General features: G+C 68.1%; 25 protein-coding genes. 9 read left to right on the top strand and 16 right to left on the bottom strand.

All coding sequences use genetic code 11. The features are described from left to right. Positions 1 to 557 precede the first annotated feature (557 nt). The 4 genes from DFQ14_RS19880 (at position 558) to DFQ14_RS19865 (ending at position 4,306) form a co-directional block, all read left to right on the top strand. A complete protein-coding gene (locus DFQ14_RS19880; RefSeq protein ID WP_114454855.1) occupies positions 558 to 1,307 on the top strand; it encodes a site-2 protease family protein in 750 nt (249 codons plus the stop codon). A 115-nt stretch (positions 1,308 to 1,422) separates the two neighbouring features. Next, on the top strand, positions 1,423 to 2,427 hold the full coding sequence (gene cofD / locus DFQ14_RS19875; RefSeq protein WP_114454854.1) for a 2-phospho-L-lactate transferase: 1,005 nt from the start codon (positions 1,423 to 1,425) through the stop codon (positions 2,425 to 2,427). Then, complete coding sequence (locus DFQ14_RS19870; RefSeq protein ID WP_114454853.1) at positions 2,424 to 3,767, top strand: coenzyme F420-0:L-glutamate ligase; 1,344 nt, start codon at positions 2,424 to 2,426, stop codon at positions 3,765 to 3,767. Before cofD ends, DFQ14_RS19870 begins: the two co-directional genes overlap by 4 nt. Then, the gene (locus DFQ14_RS19865; RefSeq protein ID WP_114454852.1) at positions 3,764 to 4,306 is read left to right on the top strand and encodes an NUDIX hydrolase; all 543 of its coding nucleotides are present in this window, start codon (positions 3,764 to 3,766) and stop codon (positions 4,304 to 4,306) included. Before DFQ14_RS19870 ends, DFQ14_RS19865 begins: the two co-directional genes overlap by 4 nt. A gap of 11 nt (positions 4,307 to 4,317) precedes the next feature. On the opposite strand, the gene DFQ14_RS19860 is transcribed toward DFQ14_RS19865, so the two are convergent. From DFQ14_RS19860 to manB, 4 genes are read right to left on the bottom strand one after another with little or no spacing between them, the layout of a single operon-like run. Beyond that, positions 4,318 to 4,716, bottom strand: coding sequence for a type II toxin-antitoxin system VapC family toxin (locus DFQ14_RS19860; RefSeq protein ID WP_114454851.1), 399 nt, complete (start codon positions 4,714 to 4,716; stop codon positions 4,318 to 4,320). Then, entirely contained in the window at positions 4,713 to 4,970 is a 258-nt protein-coding gene (locus DFQ14_RS19855) for a FitA-like ribbon-helix-helix domain-containing protein (protein ID WP_114454850.1), read from the bottom strand. Before DFQ14_RS19855 ends, DFQ14_RS19860 begins: the two co-directional genes overlap by 4 nt. 58 nt (positions 4,971 to 5,028) lie before the next feature. Beyond that, the gene (locus DFQ14_RS19850; protein WP_179951626.1) at positions 5,029 to 5,940 is read right to left on the bottom strand and encodes a DNA-3-methyladenine glycosylase family protein; all 912 of its coding nucleotides are present in this window, start codon (positions 5,938 to 5,940) and stop codon (positions 5,029 to 5,031) included. A gap of 9 nt (positions 5,941 to 5,949) precedes the next feature. Next, on the bottom strand, positions 5,950 to 7,059 hold the full coding sequence (gene manB / locus DFQ14_RS19845; RefSeq protein ID WP_114454849.1) for a mannose-1-phosphate guanylyltransferase: 1,110 nt from the start codon (positions 7,057 to 7,059) through the stop codon (positions 5,950 to 5,952). Positions 7,060 to 7,267: 208 nt separating this feature from the next. On the opposite strand from manB, the gene DFQ14_RS19840 reads away from it, so the two are divergent. Next, positions 7,268 to 7,855: a hypothetical protein gene (locus tag DFQ14_RS19840; RefSeq protein WP_114454848.1), complete on the top strand. Its 588-nt coding sequence runs from the start codon at positions 7,268 to 7,270 to the stop codon at positions 7,853 to 7,855. Positions 7,856 to 7,874: 19 nt separating this feature from the next. On the opposite strand, the gene DFQ14_RS19835 is transcribed toward DFQ14_RS19840, so the two are convergent. The 5 genes from DFQ14_RS19835 to rfbB all read right to left on the bottom strand — a co-directional run bounded on the left by DFQ14_RS19835 (position 7,875) and on the right by rfbB (position 12,321). Further along, complete coding sequence (locus DFQ14_RS19835; RefSeq protein WP_246195782.1) at positions 7,875 to 8,750, bottom strand: glycosyltransferase family 2 protein; 876 nt, start codon at positions 8,748 to 8,750, stop codon at positions 7,875 to 7,877. 65 nt (positions 8,751 to 8,815) lie between these two features. Continuing rightward, positions 8,816 to 9,325, bottom strand: coding sequence for a DUF6346 domain-containing protein (locus DFQ14_RS19830; protein ID WP_114454847.1), 510 nt, complete (start codon positions 9,323 to 9,325; stop codon positions 8,816 to 8,818). A gap of 61 nt (positions 9,326 to 9,386) precedes the next feature. Then, complete coding sequence (locus DFQ14_RS19825; RefSeq protein ID WP_114454846.1) at positions 9,387 to 9,974, bottom strand: hypothetical protein; 588 nt, start codon at positions 9,972 to 9,974, stop codon at positions 9,387 to 9,389. 401 nt (positions 9,975 to 10,375) lie between these two features. Then, on the bottom strand, positions 10,376 to 11,293 hold the full coding sequence (rfbD, locus tag DFQ14_RS19820; RefSeq protein WP_114454873.1) for a dTDP-4-dehydrorhamnose reductase: 918 nt from the start codon (positions 11,291 to 11,293) through the stop codon (positions 10,376 to 10,378). Beyond that, positions 11,293 to 12,321 (bottom strand): dTDP-glucose 4,6-dehydratase, encoded by a 1,029-nt coding sequence (gene rfbB, locus DFQ14_RS19815; protein ID WP_114454845.1) that lies wholly within the window; start codon positions 12,319 to 12,321, stop codon positions 11,293 to 11,295. The genes rfbD and rfbB overlap by 1 nt, the downstream gene beginning before the upstream one ends. A gap of 653 nt (positions 12,322 to 12,974) precedes the next feature. Between rfbB and DFQ14_RS19810 the strand changes: the two genes are divergently transcribed. From DFQ14_RS19810 to DFQ14_RS19800, 3 genes are all read left to right on the top strand, one after another. Next, a complete protein-coding gene (locus DFQ14_RS19810) occupies positions 12,975 to 14,396 on the top strand; it encodes an LCP family protein (protein ID WP_246195783.1) in 1,422 nt (473 codons plus the stop codon). Between the two features lie 94 nt (positions 14,397 to 14,490). Continuing rightward, on the top strand, positions 14,491 to 15,210 hold the full coding sequence (locus tag DFQ14_RS19805; RefSeq protein ID WP_114454844.1) for a TIGR03089 family protein: 720 nt from the start codon (positions 14,491 to 14,493) through the stop codon (positions 15,208 to 15,210). A 74-nt stretch (positions 15,211 to 15,284) separates the two neighbouring features. Continuing rightward, positions 15,285 to 16,067 carry a thioesterase family protein gene (locus DFQ14_RS19800; RefSeq protein ID WP_114454843.1) on the top strand — a complete coding sequence of 261 codons (783 nt, stop codon included), beginning with the start codon at positions 15,285 to 15,287 and terminating at the stop codon, positions 16,065 to 16,067. A 78-nt stretch (positions 16,068 to 16,145) separates the two neighbouring features. On the opposite strand, the gene purE is transcribed toward DFQ14_RS19800, so the two are convergent. The 5 genes from purE to DFQ14_RS19775 form a co-directional block, all read right to left on the bottom strand. Next, positions 16,146 to 16,646: a 5-(carboxyamino)imidazole ribonucleotide mutase gene (purE, locus tag DFQ14_RS19795; protein ID WP_114454871.1), complete on the bottom strand. Its 501-nt coding sequence runs from the start codon at positions 16,644 to 16,646 to the stop codon at positions 16,146 to 16,148. 107 nt (positions 16,647 to 16,753) lie between these two features. Beyond that, positions 16,754 to 17,260: an Imm1 family immunity protein gene (locus DFQ14_RS19790; RefSeq protein ID WP_158546730.1), complete on the bottom strand. Its 507-nt coding sequence runs from the start codon at positions 17,258 to 17,260 to the stop codon at positions 16,754 to 16,756. Next, positions 17,257 to 18,024: a DddA-like double-stranded DNA deaminase toxin gene (locus DFQ14_RS19785; protein ID WP_114454841.1), complete on the bottom strand. Its 768-nt coding sequence runs from the start codon at positions 18,022 to 18,024 to the stop codon at positions 17,257 to 17,259. Before DFQ14_RS19785 ends, DFQ14_RS19790 begins: the two co-directional genes overlap by 4 nt. A 68-nt stretch (positions 18,025 to 18,092) precedes the next feature. Further along, positions 18,093 to 18,287 (bottom strand): DUF397 domain-containing protein, encoded by a 195-nt coding sequence (locus DFQ14_RS19780; RefSeq protein WP_114454840.1) that lies wholly within the window; start codon positions 18,285 to 18,287, stop codon positions 18,093 to 18,095. Beyond that, positions 18,274 to 19,137 carry a helix-turn-helix domain-containing protein gene (locus DFQ14_RS19775; RefSeq protein ID WP_158546729.1) on the bottom strand — a complete coding sequence of 288 codons (864 nt, stop codon included), beginning with the start codon at positions 19,135 to 19,137 and terminating at the stop codon, positions 18,274 to 18,276. The genes DFQ14_RS19780 and DFQ14_RS19775 overlap by 14 nt, the downstream gene beginning before the upstream one ends. A gap of 197 nt (positions 19,138 to 19,334) precedes the next feature. Between DFQ14_RS19775 and DFQ14_RS19770 the strand changes: the two genes are divergently transcribed. Next, entirely contained in the window at positions 19,335 to 19,538 is a 204-nt protein-coding gene (locus DFQ14_RS19770) for a hypothetical protein (protein WP_246195784.1), read from the top strand. Between the two features lie 69 nt (positions 19,539 to 19,607). Here the strand turns inward: DFQ14_RS19770 and DFQ14_RS19765 are convergent, their stop codons facing one another. Both DFQ14_RS19765 and DFQ14_RS19760 read right to left on the bottom strand, forming a co-directional pair. Next, positions 19,608 to 21,404, bottom strand: coding sequence for a molybdopterin-dependent oxidoreductase (locus DFQ14_RS19765; RefSeq protein WP_114454838.1), 1,797 nt, complete (start codon positions 21,402 to 21,404; stop codon positions 19,608 to 19,610). A 131-nt stretch (positions 21,405 to 21,535) separates the two neighbouring features. After that, positions 21,536 to 22,720 carry a 5-(carboxyamino)imidazole ribonucleotide synthase gene (locus tag DFQ14_RS19760; protein ID WP_114454837.1) on the bottom strand — a complete coding sequence of 395 codons (1,185 nt, stop codon included), beginning with the start codon at positions 22,718 to 22,720 and terminating at the stop codon, positions 21,536 to 21,538. Positions 22,721 to 22,741 lie beyond the last annotated feature (21 nt).

Below are 22,741 nucleotides of genomic sequence, written 5' to 3'. Positions count from 1 at the left end.
TTCGATTCGGTTCCGTGCGACTCCCCCCGCTCCATGAGAAGGCCTTCCCCTGTATGCAGCATGTGTGTTCCTCCCCCGATCGATCCCGGTCCCGCGAACCCTCCCCAGGGCATTCGGGACTCACTCGATCAGCACTCCTATCGATCTCACATTCGGCGGAGACCGACTCCTCTCCGCCGCCGGACCCACTCGCGAATTCCCGGTGAGCCCCTGCCGATGAGTTCACCGGCAGGGGCTCCCAATACCCGGCCGATTCACCACACGGCTTGCCAGCCAGCAAGCTGATCGCTGCGTGCTCCCTCACACGCCAGCCGTTTCAGCGAAGAATGACACCGTCGTGATTACACCCGTGTAGCTCCTTGCGGTCAAGCAAAAACAGTCCGTAGGGGGACAGCGCCACTCCGCCATGGAGCGCACGCCCCTGGTCCGTTCAGCGGACGGAGAGACTCCCTCGACGAGCATGGGTACTCCGTCCGCTGCGCCTGCATGATCCTTGATCTAGGGATACCACCTGATGCGTTTCCCTGCCTGCTGAACGACGCAGGGAGACTGGTGGGGTGAACAACACCGCAATGCGAGTCAGCCCGATTTTCCTGGCCCTGCTCGGCACGACCGTCGCGGGCGGTTTCCTGGCGACCCTGGACAACTCCGTCGCGCGCATCGCGGGCGTCGTGCTGATCGTGCTCGGCGGGTGGGCGAGTTCGCTGTGCCTGCACGAATTCGGTCACGCGATCACGGCGTTTCGCGGTGGCGACCGCGAGGTCCGCGCGAAGGGCTATCTGACCCTGGACCCGCGGCGCTACACCGACCCGGTCCTGAGCATCGTCCTGCCGCTGCTGTTCGTGGCCATCGGCGGAATCCCGCTGCCGGGCGGCGCGGTGTGGATCAATCACTCCGCGCTGCGGGGGCGGCGGATCGAGTCGACGGTGTCGCTGGCGGGGCCGCTGATGAACCTGCTTCTCGGGGTGGGGCTGACCGCCGCCGTCGCCACGTTCAGCATGCCGATCGGCCTCGCCGCCGGACTGTCGTACCTGGCCTTTCTCCAGGTCATCGGATTCGTGCTGAACATCCTGCCGATTCCGGGCCTGGACGGCTACGGTGCGATCGAGCCGTGGCTGTCGGGCCCGGCACGCCGGTTCGGGGAGAAGGCGCGGCCGTGGGCTCCCCTGGTCATCATCGCCGTCATCATCGGCATTCCCGGCGCCGGAGTCGCGTTCTTCTCGTTCGCCTTCTGGTTCTTCGACCTGGTCGGCGGCGATCGCCTTCATGCCCTCATCGGGGACTCCCTGTTCCGCTTCTGGCAATGAGCCGGTGCGCCGCTTTCGCTCGCAAGCCGGGCACCCGCCCGCGCCTGTGGGCCGCTGCACAGCCGGGGCGAGGTTCGCGACGGTGCCCATCACCGGCCGTGGGAGGATGCCGGATGTGAAGGTCGCAGTATTGGTCGGCGGATTCGGCGGGGCGCGCTTCCTGCTGGGCGTCAAGCACGCGTTGGGGATGCCCCCGGTGGGCGAGCCGGAACAGCCGTCACCACACGAGGTCACGGCTGTGGTCAACGTCGGTGACGACGCGTGGATGCACGGTCTGCGCGTGTGCCCGGACCTGGACACGTGCATGTACACCCTGGGCGGCGGCATCGACTCCGACAAGGGGTGGGGACGTACCGAGGAGACCTGGTCGGTGTCGACCGAACTGGCCGCCTACGGTGCCGAACCGAGCTGGTTCGGCCTCGGTGACCGCGACATCGCCACCCACCTGGTGCGTTCGCGGATGCTGCGGGCGGGCTACCCGCTGTCGGCGATCACCGAGGCGTTGTGCGACCGGTGGCGCCCGGGGGTGCGGCTGCTGCCGGTGACCGACGACCGCGTGGAGACCCACGTCGCCATCGAGGACCCGCAGGGGCAGGGTCCCCGCGCGGTGCACTTCCAGGAGTGGTGGGTGCGCCACCGCGCCGAACCGAAGGCACAGACGATCGTGCCGGTCGGCGCCGACGAGGCGCAGCTCGCCCCCGGTGTGGCCGAGGCGCTGGAACAGGCCGACGTCGTCCTCGTCGCCCCCTCCAATCCCGTGGTCAGCATCGGTACTCTGCTGGCGGTACCGGGTTTCGACACGGCTCTGCACGCGGCAACGGCACCGGTGGTCGGGCTGTCACCGATCATCGGCGGGCGCCCGTTGCGGGGCATGGCCGATGCCTGTCTGAGCGCGATCGGGGTGGAGAGCACGGCCGAGGCGGTCGGCAGGCACTACGGCGCGCGCGCCACGGGCGGCATCCTCGATGCCTGGTTGGTCCATCGCGGCGACAACGTCGACGTCCCCGGTGTCGCGGTCCGCCAGGTACCGCTGCTGATGTCCGATGTGGAAGCCACCGCCGAGATGGTCCGCGTGGCCTTCGAGATCGCCGGGCTGCCTGCGCCGGAAGGGGCACGATGAGCGACCACGCCGCCACGAGTGGAATGCACCTGTTCGCCGTACCCGGCCTTCCGGAGTTCGAGCACGGTGATGATCTCGCCGCCTCGATCGCCGCTGCCGCGCCCTGGCTCGCCGACGGCGACATCGTGGTGGTCACGAGCAAAGTGGTGTCCAAAGTGGAAGGCCGGGTGATCCGGGCACCACTGGATCCGGAACAACGCGACGCGCTGCGCCGCGAGTACGTCCTGTCGGAGGCCACGCACGTCCTCGCCCAGCGCGGACGGACACTGATCACGCAGAACAAGCTGGGGATCGTGCAGGCGGCCTCGGGCGTGGACGCCTCCAACGTCGCCCAGGACCGGATCGCGCTGCTGCCCGAGGATCCCGATGCCTCGGCCCGGCGCCTGCGTGACGGGCTACGGCAGCACCTCGGGGTCGAGGTGGCGGTCATGGTGACCGACACGATGGGCCGGGCCTGGCGGATGGGCCAGACCGACGTCGCGATCGGTTCCAGCGGGCTCGAAGTGATCCACCGCTATGCGGGCGATCTCGATGCCCAGGGCAACGAACTCGCGGTCACCGAGGTCGCCGTTGGCGACGAGATCGCCGGTGCGGCCGATCTGGTCAAGGGCAAGCTCGGCAGCATTCCGGTCGGAGTCGTCCGGGGCTTCACGAGCGAGGACGACGGGTCCTGCGCGCGCGACCTCGTGCGGACGGTCGATGACGACCTCTTCCATCTCGGTACGGCCGAGGCACTGGCGCAGGGACGCCGCGAGGCGGTGCTGATGCGCCGCTCGGTGCGGTCCTTCACCGACGAGCCGGTGGATCCCGGGACTCTGCGCCGCGCGGTCGGTGCCGCGCTGACGGCCCCGGCACCGCACCACACTCGGCCGGTGCGCTTCGTGTGGCTGCGTGACCGGCCGTTGCGCAGGAAACTGCTGGATGCGATGCGCACGGCGTGGCTGGAGGATCTGCGGGCCGACGGGATGTCGGAGGAACGGGCGCAGCGCCGTGTCGGGCGCGGGGACCTGCTGTACGCGGCACCGGAGGTGATCGTGCCGTTCCTGGTGCGGGACGGCTCGCACGAGTATCCGGACGAACGTCGCAGCGACGCGGAACGGTCGATGTTCACCGTCGCGGGGGGCGCGGCGGTGCAGGGCCTGCTGGTCTCGCTGGCCGCCGAGGAACTCGGCTCCTGCTGGGTGTCGTCCACGCTGTTCTGCCCGGAGGTCGTGCGCGCGACACTGGATCTGCCGGAATCGTGGGAACCGCTGGGTGCGGTCGCTGCCGGGCATCCGACCGAGAAGGACACCGGTCCCCGGCCGCCCCGGGACCTCGACGACGGACTGGTGGAGTTGTGAGCGGGCCGCACACCGATGCCCGGCACACTCTCGACACATGGACACCACGGGAACCGCAGCAGGATGCGCTGCGGCATGCCTTCCTGGCGCTGCTCGACGCGCGGGCGGATGCGTGCCTGCGCGCGTGCGAGCCCGGGCATGTGACGTCCTCGGCCGTGCTGGTCGACGCGGCGGGTGAACACGCGATGCTCACCCTGCATCCGCGGGTGGGGCGATGGCTGCAACTCGGCGGGCACTGCGAATCCACCGACACCACCCTGGCGGGCGCGGCGTTGCGGGAAGCCACCGAGGAGTCCGGTATGGAGGGTCTGATCGTGGATCCGGTGCCGGTACACCTGGACGTGCATCCGATCACGTGCTCGCTCGGCAAGCCGACCCGGCACTTCGACGTTCGGTTCCTCGTGCACGCACCGGCGGGAGCTCAGCCGGTCCGCAGCGAGGAGTCACTGGACCTGCGCTGGTGGCCCCTGGAATCCCTGCCGGACGGCTCGGACCTGGGCCCGCTCATGGCCGCCGCCCGGGCACGGCTGGCAAGGTGAATTCGGAGAAATCACCGAACCAGCCGCAGCTCGCACCGGATGCCCGGTGCGTTTGCCAGGCGACCGTCGCCTGTCACGAGAGCAAGCTCATGCATTTCGGCCACCGCCACATAGGCCGCGTCGTAGGCCGAGACATTGTTTCGCAGCTCCCAAACACGCTCTATCACAGCCGAGCTGAACGGCAGCTTTTCGATGTAGGTGCTGGACCATCTGTCGAGTACACCGGCGGCGTCCTCCTTGCTGATCCTGCGCCCGAGCACCAGCCCGCGGAGCACATTGAGCATTTCGGCCGGCTGGTGTACGGGTGCTGCCCAATGGGTGTCGCAGCCCAGTGCCTTCCGCACTTTGGGGCCGCTGTGGTTCGCTCCCAAGTAGAAAGCAACGAGAGTCGAAGTGTCGACGACGATCACGCGACACCCGCTTGACCACCTGATCCCGGTGCTTCACCACGAGCGGAACGAACTGCTTCGACGATCTCGTCCATACTGAGCAAGCCGCCGCCGACCGGCTCCATCTCCGCAAGTTCGGCATTCCGTGAGAACCGGGCCTCTCGCTCCAGCATCGACAGCAGGTAGTTCTGGAGAGACTGCCCGTTCCGCTTCGCAGCACGAGCGAGTAATTCGCGCACCTCGTCCGGCACATTGCGAATAGTCATCACTGCCATGCAGTCAGAGTATCTGCATTTTGCAGAAGATGCAATCTTCTGCAGGTGGCACCGCCTCTCACATCCCGCGGTAGTCGCGGGCGGGCATCCGAGGCCCGGTACGAGGCCGGGAGACTCCCGCCGCCAGCAGGTAGCGCACGACACGGTGGCGATGCCCCGCGTACGGGGCGAGCGCTGCGAGCATGCCCTCGTCGTCGAGCGGCCGCCCCACCAGAGCGGTACCCACGATCTTCGGCAGGTGGAAGTCGCCGACGCTGACCGCGTCGGGATCACCCCACGCCCGCTGCGCGACCTCCGCCGCCGTCCACGGCCCGACTCCCGGCACGTGCTGCAGCAGGCGCCGCCCCTCGGTACCGCCGAGTTCGACGGCGCGCTCCAGCCGCCGGGCAAGCTGCGCGGAGGCGATCAACGTGCGACGACGGGCACCGTCGACCCCGGCGCGGTGCCACTCCCAGTCCCGGATGGCACGGACCTGCCGAGGATCCGGCGGCACGTGCATCCCCTCGGGTGCCGGCCCGGGCGCCGGAGTGCCGAACCGTGTGCACAGCTCGCGCCAGGAGCGCCATGCCTCACGGGTGGTGACCTTCTGCTCCAGCACGGCCGCCATCAGCACGTCCCACACCCGGCCCGTCGAACACAGCCGAAGCCCGCGTGCGCCGCGCTGTGCCCGCGCGACGACATCGTGCCTCGCGACGAAACCGGTGTCGTCGTCACAGGCCCCGAGCAGGCCGGGCACGCTCGCCAGCGCGGCAGCAGCGCCGGGTCCCCACGCGGCAGCGCGCACCCCGGAATCCTGCCCGGTCAATCGCACCGTCACCGGGCCGTCCACCGTCGTGGCCGCCCGCCAGAAAGCACCCGAGGCATCGCCCCGCAGCGCCGGATCGCCCGTGCCGCGGCGCAGCGGATCCAGCACGGCGGCCAGGGCGAGAGCGGATTCCGGCCGCCAGGTCCGGACAGCGGGCTCGTTCATCGCCGCGGATCAGCAATCATGGGAAAACCGGACACCCCCTGCGGGCAACTCCACACCGGGCCACACCCGGGCACCGTCGAGGAGCTCGCAGCCACCGCCGACCACCGCTCCGTCACCGATGACGCCGCCGCGCACCACGGCTCCCGCACCGACGCGGGCACCGGCACCGATCACGCTGCGCTCCACCACGGCACCGGCTTCCACGTGGGCGTGGGCGAACAGCACCGATCCCGTGACCTCGGCACCCTGCTCGACCGCGCAGCCCGGCCCCACGGTGCTGCCTGCGGTGACCGCGGCGCCCTGCGCCACGTGCGCCCCGTCGAGCACGAGCGCCTCGCTCCCGCCTGCGGGCAACGCTTCCGAGGGCACCACACCGCGGACCAGGTCCGCCGAGCCACGCACGAAAGCCGCCGGTGTTCCCAGATCCAGCCAGTACGCGGCGTCGACGTGTCCCTGCAGCCGGGCGCCGGAGTCCAGCAGGCCGGGGAACGTCTCACGCTCCACCGACACGGGACGGTCCGCGGGGATCGCCTCGATCACCGGGCGCCGGAAGACGTAGCAGCCCGCGTTGATCTGGTCGACCGGCGGATCGTCGGTCTTCTCCAGGAACGCCGTCACACGGCCGTCGGAGTCGGTGGGCACGCAGCCGAATCGGCGCGGGTCGTCGACCTTGACCAGGTGCAGCGTCGCGTCGGCGGAGTGGTCCCGGTGGGTGCGCACCAGGCCGGGCAGATCCACGCCGGAGAGGATGTCGCCGTTGCACACCACGATGTCCTGTTCGCGCAACCTGCCGGCCACGTTGCGGATGGCACCCGCGGTGTCCAGCGGCTCCTGTTCGACGACGTACTCCAGTTCCAGTCCCAGTGCCGAGCCGTCACCGAAGTGCTCGGCGAACACCTCGGACCGGTAGGAGGTTCCCAGCACGACATGGGTGATCCCCGCCGCGCGGATACGCGAGAGCAGGTGGGTGAGGAAGGGGACGCCCGCCGTGGGCAACATCGGCTTCGGCGCCGAGAGCGTGAGCGGGCGCAGCCGCGTACCCAGTCCCCCCACGAGCACCACGGCCTCTACCCCGTGCAGAGCGGCGGACTCATCCGGACCGGTCGGACCAGCCGACATGTTCCGTCTCTCCTCCTTCCCCGGTCGAAGCCCCTGACGAGTGAACCCATGAGGAATACTCTGGCAGGAGCAGCGTCATCGTGGACCGGGCCCCCTGCCATGATGGCCCCGGTACGGAGCCGCCCACGAACCCGGCGACCATGCCGGAAAGGCCGATGCCGCGCTGCGGCCACACACGCCGACCGGCGAAGTATTGAGAGGGCATCTCATGGACCCGCGCAACCGAGCCGACGACACACTCGCCCATGCGAGGGCGCGTGGTGCGTTCGTCGTCACACCGGACAGCGCGACCTCGCCGATGGATGCGTCGAGTACGGTACGCATTCCGCGTGAGCTCATCGACGAGGCCGACCGCGATCCGGACTCCACGGTGGTCCTGCCTCACTCCTCGCCGCAGGAACCGTCCCCGCAGACCGGTTCCCCGAGTGCCGAGCCGCCGGGCACCGAATGGCCCTCCGAGGACCACGACCGGGTTCAGCACGGCGCTCCCCACATCGATGCTCGGCACGGCCGGGGGATGTCCGAGCGGTCGGAACACGGGCATCCGCACGACCCGCCTCCCCAGCACGGGCAACTCCCCCGGTACGGCAGGCCCCCATCCGGGGAGCTCCGGTACGACTCGCCCCGGTACGGGCAGCTTCAGCACGGTTGGACCGAGTCGCCGCAGGCACAGTCCCCGCAGTCGCCCGGGTACGAGAACGCGCCACCGAACCCGTACGGGTCTCAAGGCACCTCCCGGGAACCCGCCCCCTCGGATTCACCGACAGCACGGCAGTACCCGGCTTCGCCGAGGTGAGATCCACCCACTGCCGGATTCACCGCTCGCGATGGCTCAGGCGCACGGCGATGCGCGCACGCATCTCCAGTGCCGCGCGCAGCACCAGGCGCAGCGGCGTCCACACCATGCCCCGGTACCGGTCGGCGAGGTATCGGTAGGCGCTGCGGTGATGCTCGGCCAGCATCCGGGCCGAGACCCGGGACGTCGAATGCCCGCCGATGTGCACGATCTCGGCGGAGGGAACGTAGACGTTGAGCCACCCCGCACGAGCCAGACGATCCCCCAGGTCCACATCCTCGAAGTACATGAAATACCGGGGATCGAACCCGGTGACGGAATCCATGGCCTCGCGCCGCACCAACAGGCACGAACCGGACAACCATCCTGCGGTGCGCTCGGCGAGAGCCGCTTCCGACTGCCGGTAGGCGCGGCTGAACGGGTTGGACGGCCAGACCTTGCACAGCAGCGCATGTCCCGCGCCACGGCCGAGCGAGGGCCGCAGCCGGGCCGAGGGGTAGATGCTGCCGTCCGGTTCCCTGATGAGCGGCCCGAAGGAACCTCCGCGGGGCCAGCGCGCGGCGGCGGCCAGCAGCTCGTCCAGACAGCCCGCGCCCCATTCCACATCCGGGTTGACCACGACGACCCACCCGTACTCCTCGCCCAGTTCGGCCATCCCCCGGTTGGCCGCCGCGCCGTAGCCGAGGTTGGCGCCCATCGGCACGAGGTCGACATCCGGCCGTTCGGCCGCGCGTTCGGGTGCGCCGTCGGTGGACCCGTTGTCGGCGAGGACGACCCGGACCCGCCGGTCGGTGGCCTTGGGCAACGTGTCCAGGAACCGCTCCAGGGTGCGCCCGGGCGAATAGGTCACGGTGACGACGGCGAGTTCGTCGCCGTAGCTGCGCGAGTCGGTCACGGTGTCATTCTGCCGTGCCATACGGCGCGGGCGACGCGTGGCCGACCGTAGGACCGCAGCGAACACTACGTTTTCGGCAATTCCGGACTTTTCCCCTGTATCCGGCGCACCAGCCGATATGCACCCGGAAAACCGACGAAGAGGCCCACCACGCTCACGACCACCATCGCCACACCGGCCCAGACCGGCTTCGGCTCGAAATCGGCCCGATAGACCACGGAACGAGTCGCACCGGCACGCGAGGCGATCTCCTCCCGCGCGACCACCTCGACTTCGCGACCGATATCGGCATCGGTGAGCTGCGAGTACACGATCTCCCGCATCTCCACTCGGCCGTCGTCCCAGCGCACCCGCGCATCACAGATCCACCACCAGCCGGTCATGAATTCCCGTTCCGGCGACCTGGTTTCCGTGACCGGCCCCGAGAAGCGACACTGCTTCGCGACGGCGACACCGCGCGCCGTGACCTCGGAACCGAGCGTGCTCATCCCGAAGAAAGGAAAGACAAGGAATATGTTGGACAGAAACAACACGATGCCCACAACGACCAGGAAAATATCTCGAACGATGCGCATGGCCCCTCTTCACTTTCTCGAAGGACGATGCCCCCGAGGAACACCACAAGAGCAACGTGTTCTAGTGCTCCTGGCCAGTGGTGTGCTTCCAATAGGCCTGCTCGTCGTAGGTGCTGCCGAGGGCGGCCGTATTACGAACGACCTGTTGGCCTGTGGACAAGTCGTCGAGTCCCGTACGTCCGATGCCACGCTGCACCTTCTTCCCGGCGTTCTGCACCGGTTCCATGGTGCTGGTGACCTTGTCCAGCGCGGGCTTGATCTTCTTGACGATCTCGGCGAGGTTCTGAATGGACCGCACGATCTTTTCCAGCCACTCGGCCACCCGGTTGGACCACTTCGCCACGATCCGGATCACATCCGCCACCAGCAGGGGTGTCGCCAGCCCCAGGGTCACCCCGGCCGCGATCGCCGAGCGGGTGAGCCACTGGACGAGGTCGGACATCGCCTCGGCGATCAGATCACGCACGGTCGTGCGCACAACCTGCACCGCGATGCCCGCGCCCGAGACCGCCGCGCCCACCGCGCCCACCGCGCTCGCCGCGGCCGAAGCTCCCTCGATGAGCTTCGCCTCCCCCGCGGCCACGAGTTTGTACACGTCGATGGCGGGTCCGTGCCACGGTTCGGTGTCGGCTTTGACCATCCGCTCCATGTCGCCGGCGGTACCACCGTCACCGTGACCGAACCGTCCCGGTCCGATAAGGACACCTGAACGTCGGTGGCGGCGTCCTGAATCCGTTGGGCCTGCTGCATCTTCGCTTCGATCTGCTGCCGGAATCCGGCCAGCATCGCGTCCGGATCGGCTGAGGGCGTTGTCACGAGCGTTCCTCCTGTTCCTTCTGCCGACCTTTCGGCGCGCGAGTCAGCGTCGGTTCCGTCTCCGGAACCGCCCAACGACGGCCACCACCGCCGGCAGCACGGCATCACGGGCACAACGCCCGGTCCCGTGGGGCTCGTCCTCGCTCTCGATCTCGGCCACGGCGTACATCCCACCACACCGCCCGGCGCGCCAAGAGCGAAACCGAAAAACCGCGCCCGTGCACCTCGGAATGGTCAGCGTGCGCGCAGCGCGCCGCCGTCCCGGACGAAGGCCTCCGCAAGCGCTTCCCGCCACGGCCGCATCGGTGTGCAGCCCTCCTCGATCCAGGCGCGCTCGGACAGCACGGAGAACGCCGGGCGCGGGGCCGGGCGGGGGAATTCCGCGGTGGAGCAGGAGTGCACGCGATCCGGGTCGGCACCGAGCTCGGTGAAAACCGCGCGGGCGAACTCGAACCAGCTCGTCCGGCCGGAATTGGTGCAGTGCAGTATCCGACGCCCGGGGCCTTGCTCGCGGGCAGCACGGTCGGCGAGTTCGACCAGGCCGCGTGCGAGGTCGCCCGCCCAGGTCGGCGATCCGATCTGGTCATCCACAACGGACACCGTCTCGCGTTCGGATTCCAGGCGCGCCATCGTCTTCACGAAATTGCCGCCCTGTGCCCCGTACACCCACGAGGTGCGGACCACCCAGGCCCGCGCCCGGGAGTCCAGGACGGCGTGCTCACCGTCAAGCTTCGTCCGCCCGTACACCGTGTACGGCCCCGTGGGATGGTCCGGTTCGTACGGTTCGCGGGCATCACCGGCGAATACGTAGTCGGTGGACACGTGCACCAGCGGCGCATCGGAGACGGCGCACGCCTCGGCGAGGTGGGCCGCGCCCCGGGTGTTGACCTCGGCGGCACGGTCGCGGTCGGACTCGGCGGCATCCACTGCCGTGTAGGCGGCCGCATTGATCACCACGGGCTGCAGCCGCGCATCCCGGGCGGCCTCCGCGAAGGAGTCGACCGCGTCGGTCACGGCACCGGGGTCGGCCACGTCCAGCTCGGTGGAGCCCGGCGCGTGCACCAGGCCGTTGCGGTCCGCGTCGACGATCCGGGCCAATTCCCGGCCGAGCTGTCCTCGGCCGCCGGGCACCAGTACAGCCAGGCGCGGCATCACGAAGCTCCCGCGGTCCGAGCGGTCGAGGCCTGCCCCGGCGGGGTCGGGGTTGTCGAGGCCTTCAGCGGTTCCCACCACTGCCGGTTGTCCCGATACCACCGCACGGTTTCGGCCAAGCCCTCACCGAAGTCGACGCCGGGGGCGTACCCCAGTTCCGAAGCGATCTTGCCGTGGTCCACCGAGTAGCGGCGGTCGTGCCCCTTGCGGTCGGGGACCGGGCACACCATCGACCAGTCGGCCCCGACGGCCTCGAGCAGTTTCCCGGTCAGTTCCCGGTTGGTCAGTTCGGTGCCACCGCCGATGTTGTACACCTCACCCGGGCTGCCCGACTCGGCCACCAGTTGAATCCCGCGGCAGTGGTCGGTGACGTGCAACCAGTCGCGGACGTTGCCGCCGTCGCCGTACAGCGGAACCTGCCTGCCGTCCAGCAGATTGGTGACGAACAGCGGGATCATCTTCTCCGGGTGCTGGTACGGCCCGTAATTGTTCGAGCACCGCGTCACGCACACGGGCAGACCGTGCGTGCGGTGGTAGGCGCGGGCCAGCAGATCCGAACCGGCCTTCGATGCCGAGTACGGCGAGTTCGGGTCGAGCGGGTGCTCCTCCGGCCAGGATCCGTCCTCGATGGAGCCGTAGACCTCGTCGGTGGACACGTGCACGAACTTGCTCACTCCGGCCGCCACCGCCGCGTTCAGCAAGGTGTTCGTCCCGACGACGTTGGTGAGCACGAAGTCCGAGGCACCCGCGATGGAGCGATCGACGTGGGATTCGGCCGCGAAATGCACCACGATGTCGGCCCCGTCCATCACCTCGGCGACCAGGGCGGGATCACGGATGTCCCCGCGGACGAAGCGCAGGCCGGGCCGGTCGGCAACCGGCCGCAGGCTCTCCTCGGAGGCGGCGTAGGTGAGTTTGTCGAGCACCGTCACCTCGGCTCCGGCGAACGCCGGATATGCCCCGTCCAGCAGCTGCCGGACGTAGTGCGAGCCGATGAAACCGGCTCCTCCGGTGACCAGAACCCGCATCGTGCCGTCCCTTCGACAATGACCGCCTCGGCAGCAGGGGCAGCCGCAGTCTGACACGCCGCCGCGCACAGGCACCCCGAGACTACGCAACCCACTGCATGCGCCGAACGTCACCCGTATGAGTAGCGCTTTCGGCCCGGGTGGTGGGCCGGAACGGTGGCACCGCCGACATGCCGTGGTGACCGTCGTTACTCTGCACGGGGGGTACGGACGTACCCGCCCCGCGGGGCGGTGCAGCAACCACACAGGCGGCCCAAGGAGGATTCAGCGTGGACAACCGGCCACAGCGGCCAGGTGGCCCACCCGGACAGCCCGGCAGGCCCGTTCCGCCCGGCGATCGACCTCCGGGGGCGCGTCAGGCCGGTTCACCGCCTCCGCCCGGGCACAAGGGCGGACAGCCGGGTCCTCTCCCGAACGAACCGGACTCCCGAGCAGCACACGGCTCCCGACAAGGCCGCCCCGGACCCGAGCCGGGCGCCTCGCCGCAGGGACACAGCGGAGATCCGGACGCCACCCGGCCGAATGTCGCCCGGCAACCCCGGCCGGGCGGGTCCCGAGAACGCAACCGGGGCCGACCGAGCGGCAAGCGCCCGCCCCGGAGGAAATTCCGCGCCACCAAGCTGATCGCGGCACTGGTCTCGGTCACCATCCTGGTGACGACCGGATACGCCTGGGGAACCCTGCGTGACCTCAGCTCCGACCTGCAAGGCAGCGTCGCCATCAACAACACCATGAGCGCACCGGACGGCGCGACGGACATCCTGCTCATCGGCAACGACAGCCGCACCGACGCCCAGGGCGACCCGCTCCCCGACGAGGTCCTGAGCAAACTCCGCGCCAGCGACGACGGGGGCGGTGACCTCACCGACACGATGATTCTGGTGCGGATTCCCAACGGCGGTGAACGCGCCAGTGCCGTGTCCTTCCCCCGCGACGCCCGCGTGGAGATGCCGGAGAACTACGGCAGGCACAAACTCAATTCCGCCTTCGCCCGGGCGAAGACGGAAGCCAGGGAAAGGCTGACCCAGCAGGGACTCGATCCGAAAACCGTCGAGAAGCGGGCCACCGCGCGCGCGCAGAACTTCCTCATCACCACGATCGAACAGATTGCCGGGGTCAGCATCGACCACTACGCCGAGGTCAACCTGCTCGGCTTCTACAAGCTCACCAAGGCCATCGGTGGCGTCAAGGTCTGCCTGAAGGATCCGGTCGACGACAGCGAGTACTCCGGCGCCGTGTTCCCGGCGGGACCCCAGACCATCCAGGGAGCGGATGCGCTGGCCTTCGTACGCCAGCGCCACGGGCTTCCCCGCGGTGACCTCGATCGGATCGTGCGCCAGCAGGTGTTCATGTCCGCTCTGGCCAAGAAGATGCTGTCCAAAGGGGTCCTCGGCAATCCGGCGAAGCTGTCCGATCTCATGGAGGCGCTCAAGGACTCCATCGTGCTGGACAAGAACTGGGATGTCGTCAGCTTCGCCCGGCAGATGCAGGGCATCGCCGCGGGCAACATCCGGTTCCAGACCATCCCGCTGGAGCGCACCGGGCAGTCCGGCACGATCACGATCGATCGGCAGGAAGTCCAGCGCTTCGTCGACAACCTGCTGCTTCCGCCCGCCGAACGCAAGGCCAGGCAGCGAGCCGCAGCCGCCGCGGAGAAGGTCCGCTCCCGGACCACGGTCAACGTCTACAACGCCTCCGACATCGGCGGGCTCGCCGGCCGGGTGCTCGACGACCTCACCAGCGCGGGATTCGACAAGGGCGTCAGCGCCAACGCCGACTCGGAGATGTCGCAGTCGGTCGTGCGGTACCCACCGGGCGGCCAGGAGGCCGCCAAGCTGGCCGCCCGCGCACTCGGGGGACTTCCCACCGAGGAAAGCCAGAGCGTGGAGTCGGGCAGTGTGGCCGTCTACCTGAGCGGTGAGTACAGCGGCCCCGGCGCGCGGCAGCGGTTCGCCGGTGACCGAACCGTGCGGCTGGACGGTGCGCGGCAGAGCCATCCCCGGCCCGCACAGCAGCCGGAGCAGGATCAGAACAAGCAGCCGATCACGGCAGAAGGAGTTCCCTGCGTGGAGTGACACCGGACACGGGCGAGTCGGGCAGGATCGTGGATCCGGGGCATTGCGGACTCCTGCGGCGCGGAGCCGCGGGAGTCCGCGTTAGCCTGCCGACATGAGCGTCACCCGAGCACTGCTCACGCCGCTGTTGACCACCGGATCGCCAAAGCCGCTGATCACGCACTACGACGAGGCCACCGGAGCCCGCATCGAACTTTCCCGTGCCACCGTGGCCAACTGGGCCGCGAAAACGGCGAACTGGCTGGTCGACGAACTCGACGTCGAACCGGGCACGCCGGTGGCGGTGTCCCTGCCCGCGCACTGGCAGACCGCGGGGATCCTGCTCGGTGCCTGGTGGTGCGGTGCGCACGTGACCGAGGATTCCGCGGGGGCCGAAGCCGCCTTCGTCCCGGCCTCGGCACCCGGTACGGGTGAAGGCGCACGCACGGTGGCCGCGGTCGGCCTGGACCCTCTCGGGGCCTCGGCGACGAACCTGCCCGACGGTGTCGTGGACTACGCCTCCGAGGTCCGGGTGCACGGCGACGACTTCACGCCACTGGCTCCGATTCCCGGCAGCACACCGGCACTGAAATTATCCGCTGTGGACGAGGTGGTCGCTGCTGCGCGGCAGCGCGCCGCGGAACTCGGCATCGACAAGAACGCCCGAGTCCTGTCCACTCTGGAGTGGGATCTGCCGGAGGGAGTCATCGACGGGCTCCTGGCCGTGCTGGCGGCCGAGGGATCCCTGGTGCAGATCACCAATCCCGATGCCGGCACGCTGGACAAGCGCCGCTCCGACGAGCGCACCACCGTGGAGCTGGGTACCGGCGGCTGAATCACCCGGCAGGCGGCGATCGGCCGGGGAGCAGTCATGTCCGGCTCGAAATTACTGTCGAGTAGCATCGGTGTGTGTCGGAGTACCAGAGTCTCTTCCTGCCCGACGGTGACCTGTTCGTCCCGACCGAGGCCGCCGGTAACCCCTGGGGAGAGCTGACCGGCGGTGGTCCCGTCGCCGGATTGCTCGCCCGCGCGATCGAGCAAGCGATCGACGACCCGGACAGGCTGGTCGCCCGGCTGACCGTCGACCTGATGCGGCCGGTTCCCCGCCGGGGGCTGGAGGTCTCGCATCGGGTCCTGCGCTCGGGCAAGCGCCTTCAGGTGATCGAGGCCTGCCTCACCCTGGACGGCACCGAGGTGGCCCACGCGGTCGCGCAGGCCGTGCACCGTTCCGAGACCGGGGAGACCGCACCGGTCCAGCCGCCGCCCTTCGCGGGCCCGGACGGCGTGCCGGACGGCTCGCTGGTGCCCGCCGGTCTGGGACTGCGCTGGGGTGTGCACGACGTCGTGGAGGTCCGCTGGATCGCCGATCAGAGCAGCCGGGGTCCCAGCAGGGCGTGGATGCGGATGCCGCTGCCGCTGCTTCCGGACGAGCCGCCGAGCCCGCTGGTGCACACCGCGGTCCTGGTGGACTGCATCAGCGCGGCCAGCCCCGTGGGCTCGCGCGTCGGCCCGTGGATCAACACCGACATCACGCTCTACCTGCATCGCGAGCTCGACGGCGAGTGGCTGGGCATGGAGATGGAGCGCGACACCGAATCCACGGGCGTCGGCACGGCTCGGGCGCGGCTGTTCGACCGGCACGGCCCGATCGGGGTCGCCGACGAGGCCGTCCTGGTCAATCAGCTCGGCTGAGGCGGCGAGAGCGGTCGGGTGCGGTAAGCGTCGCGCCGATGCTCGACACTCGTCACGAACACGACTCGGCGTTGCTCCTCAATCCTGCAGCGAATGCTCGGTGATCCTGTCCTGCAGCGCGGAGTGCTTGTCCTGCACGAGACCGGCGAGGTCGTCCTGGAACCCGGCCATGTCCGCGCGCAGGCGGGCACCCAGTTCCCCGGAGTCGGCGGCCAGCATCCGTACCGCGAGCAGGCCCGCGTTGCGGGCTCCGCCGACCGACACGGTGGCGACCGGCACACCGGCGGGCATCTGCACGATCGACAGCAGAGAATCCATGCCGTCGAGGTGCTTCAGCGGGACGGGCACACCGATCACCGGCAGCACCGTGGCCGAGGCGACCATGCCCGGCAGGTGTGCGGCCCCGCCGGCTCCGGCGATGACGACCCGGATTCCCCGGTCGGCGGCCTCGCGCGCGTAGTCGAGCATCCGCTGCGGCGTGCGGTGCGCCGAGTACACCCCGGCCTCGAACGGCACGCCGAACTCCGACAGCGCCTCGCCCGCGGCCTGCATCACCGGCCAGTCCGAGTCGCTGCCCATGACCACACCGACCAGCGGGTTCGTGCCGCCTTCCGCCACCGTCTGCCTCCCGGGACTCGCTTGCCGACTCACCCGGAAAGCCTAAAGGACACGCATTCCGGCGGCGCTCAGGCCGCGTGCCGGAACATCGCCCGGTACTGCACCGCATCCAGATACAGCCGATCGTGGTCGCCACCGTCCTCGGCCCACTCGATACAACCCGGGCGCTGTCCCCCCGTGCGGGAGAACTCCCGGACGGATTCCTCCACCCGAGCCAGCGGGATCACGTAGCGCGGGTGATACCAACGCGGGAACCCCGGATCCCCGATGACCTGAGGATCCCACGGCGGCTCGGCACTGCACGACATGAACCGATAATTCCACCGCACCGCACCGAACCCCGTCCGCGTATTGGCGGTCACCTGGAGCTCGCCATACGGATCCCAATTGCCGAACAGGTCCTCATCTGTGTATTTCCGGTCGCCGAGGACGAACGTGACCTCGTCTCCCGCGTCCATGTTGACCCATGGATTTCCGGACCGCAGCTCACTCACGACTCGCCTGACCAACGCATCCGCCTGTTCGGGGGTTTCGGCATACTCGAAGCCGTCGTCGAGTACCGCATTCAGGATCATGGTGTGGCCACTCCCTTCAGCTCCCATCGTATCCCGGACATGCTGGAGATCACTGTCATTGTGGAGCCACGCGGCAAGATCGTGCGCACAGCGACCTGGCAACCGTGAGGCCGGCCGCACACCTTTCTGTGGTTGATGACCACTGTCAGATTCCTGATGCCGTGCTGCCGCATCCACATCGCGAACTTGGTCTCGGTGTGAGCGACAGTCGCCAACTTGTCTCCGACCCGCCAGCCCAGTGGCTTGGGGAACTGCACTGAATCAGCGAGGAACGTGTACGTTTGCTCCGCAAGATGATCCTCAGTACTGCGAATCCGCCCGACTTCGGTGCCGTGGTCGTCGAAGCCGATTCCGGTGGTGACGTGAGTGCCCTCCTCGGGAGCGATGCGTCTGCCCACCTCGGCCACCCACTCCGGACTGCCGAACTCCGGCCGCCCGGCGGCCGGAACACTCCCGTCGCCGGTACCGTCCTCGACTCCTGGCGACGACCCGTCCACTCCCAACGAAGCGAGGTACCGCTCGATCAGCGATCGGGCCGCATCGGCCCGATCGATCTCGTACTCCAAATCGAGCACCACCTGGGCCGCACCGCCGATTCCCTCGACCAGCTCGGCGTCCTCCGTGCCGTAGGTCGCCGCAACAAGACCGTCGCGGGATTCACCGGCCGACTCCGCCGCGCTGTGCACGGCCGCCCGAGCAATCTCCACCGACACCAGCACGCCACGCAACCGCGCGGCCAGCCGCTCCAACGCCGATTCGGCCACCGCCGTCTCCTTTCGACCTCACGGTCGAGAAGGAAACCACCGAGCACCGACAGCACCCGGGTGCGCGGTCAGTGACGTGCCATACCACCGGCCACAAACGCCCGCCACTGCGCCGAGGTGAACGCCAGCACCGGAGAAGCCTCCCCCAACTTGCTGTCCCGCACCCCGACCCAGCCGGGGGCCGAACCGACCTCCACGCAGTCCCGTTCCGGGTCACTGCGGCTTGATTTGCGCCACCCGGAGAACTGCTTAGCCCTGATCACCGTACTTGCTCCTTGCCTCGCGAATCCTCTGCAGCGAACGCTCCGGTGATGCCGCCGCGCCGAGCACGTGGCGCCACGCCCGCCGGTACAGCTCCACCATCTCCCGATCGTCGACGTAACGAGCTTCCCCCAACAGGTCGAGGTGGACGAGGCCGGGATGCCCTCGCAGCGGCTCGGGAAACGTCATGATCGTCCACGAGCTTCCTTCTCCGAGGTAGGAACCTGCGTCCAGCGGGAGCACCTGGAGATCGACGGATGGCGTGCGGGCCACCGCCAACAGGGAGTCGAGTTGCCCCCGCATCACCTCATCACCCCCGCGAGAGCGATACAGCACGCTCTCGTCGAGAACCACATGCAGCTCGACCGGCCGCTCCGCTCTCGTGTAGATGCTCTTGCGTTCCATGCGAGCGTCCACAAGCTGCTGGATCTCCTCGTCCGAGCAGTTCGGATTGGCCCGGAAGACCGCTGCCGCGTAGTCGGGCGTCTGCAGGAGCCCGGGGATCAGCGAGGCACCAAGAATGTCGAGCCTGGCCATATCCACTTCGAGGTTCAGGCGCAGGTCGTAATCCTCCGGAATCGGCGCGGAGCGCTTCGGGACACGCTTCCTCGCCACGGGCAGCAACTCCCGCAGCTCCGGGAACTGCTCGGCCGCGCCGTAGACCTCCAGCAGCTTCTCGAGATCGCTCTGGGTCGGCGCGTTGAAACCCTTTTCGAGGTTGGCCACGGTCTGCCCGGTGCGTCCGATCTTCTGCGCGGCCTGCTGTTTGGTCAGCCCGCAGTCGGTACGCAACTGAGTCAACCGCAGCGCGAGGTAATACCGCACGACGGCCGGGGACGACGACGTGATCACCGATGAGCCTCCTCGAACCGATGGACGCATTCTCGCGCAGTCACCCGAACGAGCGTCGCGAGCGCCTTGATCACTTGAACTCACTATGCTTGAATTCAAGCATAGTGATCACCATCACTGATCATCGGAGCAAGATCGTACACAAGCACCAACGCACCCGTGCCGATGATCGGTCAACACAGCAAAGGAGCAGAGGCATGGGCGAGGTCAGCATGGGCACGTGGGTGAAGGTCGACGACTGTCCCATCCACTACACGGTGTGCCACGATGTGATCGAGTTCGAGCTCGGCGGGTGGGGCTCCGGCGTCGAGCTGGTCGCCACCGAAGCCGGGCTGACCAACCTGCTCCAGCGAGGCGCCGAAGCGCTCACCGCGCTGCGCGGCGAGCAGCACGGGGCCTGAAAACGGAACCGACCGGGCGTTTCCCGTTCCCATTGCCGTACGTGCCCCTCGCGAGCCACGGCCGGAGCATCAGATCGATTGACGGTACCCGAAGAACTCGTGGTCCTCGTTGTATCCACCGTAGCCGCCACCGACCTCGGAGAAGTCCTCGACGAACTCGATCGCCTGTATCCACTTGACCAGTTTGAAGCCGAGTTGGACCTCGTTGCGCAGCCGCAACGGTGCGCCGTGCCCGAACGAGAGCGCCGCATCGTTCATGTCATAGGCCAGCATCGTCAGGTGATAGCTCATCTGTTCAATCGGATGCGCATCGTAGTAGATCCCCCGGTCCGGCCCCTCCGCAAAAGAGTAGAAGACAACCCACTTCGCCTCCGGACGCGGTTTGACCACATCCATGATGGTCCGCATCGAGACCCCACCCCATTTGGCGATGCCGGACCATCCCTGGATGCAGAAGTGCTGGGTGATCTGCTCGTGGTGCGGCAGGGCACGCAGTTGTCCCATGTCGAGATCGACGGGGTTGTCCACCAAACCACTGATCCGCAGCCGGTAGTCCGCGAAGTTGTTGTTGAACAAGGCCTTGTACTCGTCCGACTCGGGATACTTCCCGTTGTGCCAGAAATAGGGAGATATGTCCTCTTCGGTGTACTGGCCCGGCTTGGAATCGATGTGCTCGAACAATCGCTGTGCGGGGCCGATCAACGCGTATCCGACGCGCTGCACGAGTCGAGGACGACGGAAGGTCAGCGGGGTGGCCGCGACCCATCCGACGATGACGACGACCATCGAGGCGGCAAAAACCCAGAAACCGACCCATGATGCATCGTTGCGAGCGGCGTACATGTGATTGAGGTTCCGGAGAAGCTCCGTGGTGACAACCAGGGTCACATGAATCACGATGAACAGCAGGAACCAGGTCATGACGAGAAAGTGCAACGAGCGGGCGACCTGGATGTTGAGCACGCTGCTGATGCGTTTGAACCGCGTGGACAGTGCCGGTGACATGCCCAAACCGGTGACGAGCGCCAGCGGTGCGGCAACGAAGACCGTGAGGAAATAAGCGAGCAATTGCAGGCTGTTGTAGGCCGCCCAACTGTTCTCGGTCGGCCACTCCAGTGAAAAGTACTGGATCAACACCGACACGGCGTTGGGAAAGACCTCCCAACTCGTGGGAACCAGACGCTGCCAGCGGCCGGTGGCGAATATCAGAACGAAGAAGATCAGGCCGTTGAGCAACCACAAGGTGTTGATGCCCAGATGCCACCACCGAGCCAGACCGATGGAGTGACGAATCCCTGGTAGCCCGATCTGCCCCGGCAGGCTGACGGAGTCCTGCTTGGCGGTCCACAGCGGATCTTCGGGAACCGGCTTCTGGAAACGGAACCAATCCCTGCCCGGAGTGCTGTGCCGGGTCCAGTAGAGCCGAGGATGGTCGGTCATGATCTGCACGCCGGATCGGATGATGAAAGTCATCATGAAGAGGTTGAAGAAGTGCTGCCACCCCACCCAGGCGGGAAAGCCGGCTCTCTCCTCGGCATCGGGCACATCGATGGTTCCGGGATACCGCTCCATGAACGAGTGCACCGCAGGAATGTCGCGCAACCCCTTGGCGACGGCGACCGCGGTGATCAGGAGAACGAAACCGATGGGCAGCAGCCAGAGCAGGTTGAACCACTTGTCACGGCCGATGCGTACTCGCGGGGAGATTCCTGTCGCCTCCGGCACGGAACCCGCCCAGGTGGCGGGGTCGACGATATCGTCGCCTCGTGTCAACCGCTCCCTGAATCCCTCGATCGCCTCGGGGGACACTCTCGACCGTGCCGGTTCCGGCAGTTCCTCGGGGTCGGGATCACCAGCATCGGCCATGGCCGGGAGAGTAGCACCGAAATATGGTGATTGCCGTTCACGAAAAAGCACGGTCCCTCCGCCCGGCAAAGAGAGCCGCGGCGGAACGGAATCGTTTTCGTCAACAACTTTTCACCGAGGCCGCATCGGCCTCAGTGGATCGAGTAGCCGTCGGGCCATTCGGCGTGCCCCAGCCAGTGCGCCGCCAGCCGCGCCTGCTGCCGGACCTCGGCCATCTCCTCGCCCAGCACCGTCACATGGCCGAGCTTGCGCCCGGGTCGCTCGGCCTTGCCGTACAGGTGGACCTTGGCGTGCGGAAACCGCGCGAACAGGTGGTGCACCCGCTCATCCATCCCCATCCGGGGCTCGGTCGGAGCACCGAGCACATTGCCCATGACCACGGCAGGAGCAGTCAAACCAGTACTGCCCAACGGGTAGTCCAGCACCGCGCGCAGGTGCTGCTCGAACTGCGACGTCCGGGCCCCCTCGATCGTCCAGTGCCCGGAATTGTGCGGCCGCATGGCCAACTCGTTGACGACCAGTCCCCGTTCGGTCTCGAACAGCTCGACCGCGAGCACGCCCACCACGCCGATTTCCTCGGCGATCTTCAACGCGAGGTCCTGGGCCTGCTGGGTGACGGCTTCGGAGGCCTCCGGAGCCGGCGCCAGCACCTCGACACAAATGCCCTGCGACTGCACGGTCTCGACCAGCGGCCAGGCCGCACCCTGCCCGAACGGCGACCGGGCCACCAGCGCGGCGAGCTCGCGGCGCAACGCCACCCGCTGCTCGACCATCAACGGCATGCCCGCTTCGAGCAGCTCGGGGACCGTGCGCTGCGCGCTCTCCGGCGTGTTCAGCACCCACACACCCTTGCCGTCATAGCCGCCCCGCGCGGTCTTGAGCACGCACGGCCAGCCGTACTCGGCACCGAACTCGAGCACGTCGGCGACCTCGGTGACCTGTGTGAACGGCGGTACCGGCAGGCCCAGGTCGGCGAGCTTGCGCCGCATCACCAGCTTGTCCTGGGCATGCAGCAGAGCGTCCGGCCCGGGGTGGACGGCCACCCCGGCCGCACTCAGCGCCTGCAGGTTCTCGGGGGGCACGTGCTCGTGATCGAACGTGACGGCGTCACAGCCCTCGGCGAACGTACGCAGAGCGGCCAGGTCGCTGTGGTGGCCGATCTCGACGTTCGGGGACACGAGCGCTGCGGGGTCGTCCTTCGATACGGCCAGCACCTTGAGGGACTGCCCGAGCGGGATCCCCGCCTGGTGCGTCATCCTCGCGAGCTGGCCACCACCGATCATGCCGACGACTGGGGTTCCGGTGAGATGGTCCACGAGACCTACAGCCTAACCGGT

Origin of the sequence: Halopolyspora algeriensis (genome assembly GCF_003337235.1) — a bacterium.
Lineage (GTDB): Bacteria > Actinomycetota > Actinomycetes > Mycobacteriales > Pseudonocardiaceae > Haloactinomyces > Haloactinomyces algeriensis.
Note: the sequence above shows the minus strand (reverse complement) of the source record. Positions and strands in the feature narration are given on the sequence as shown.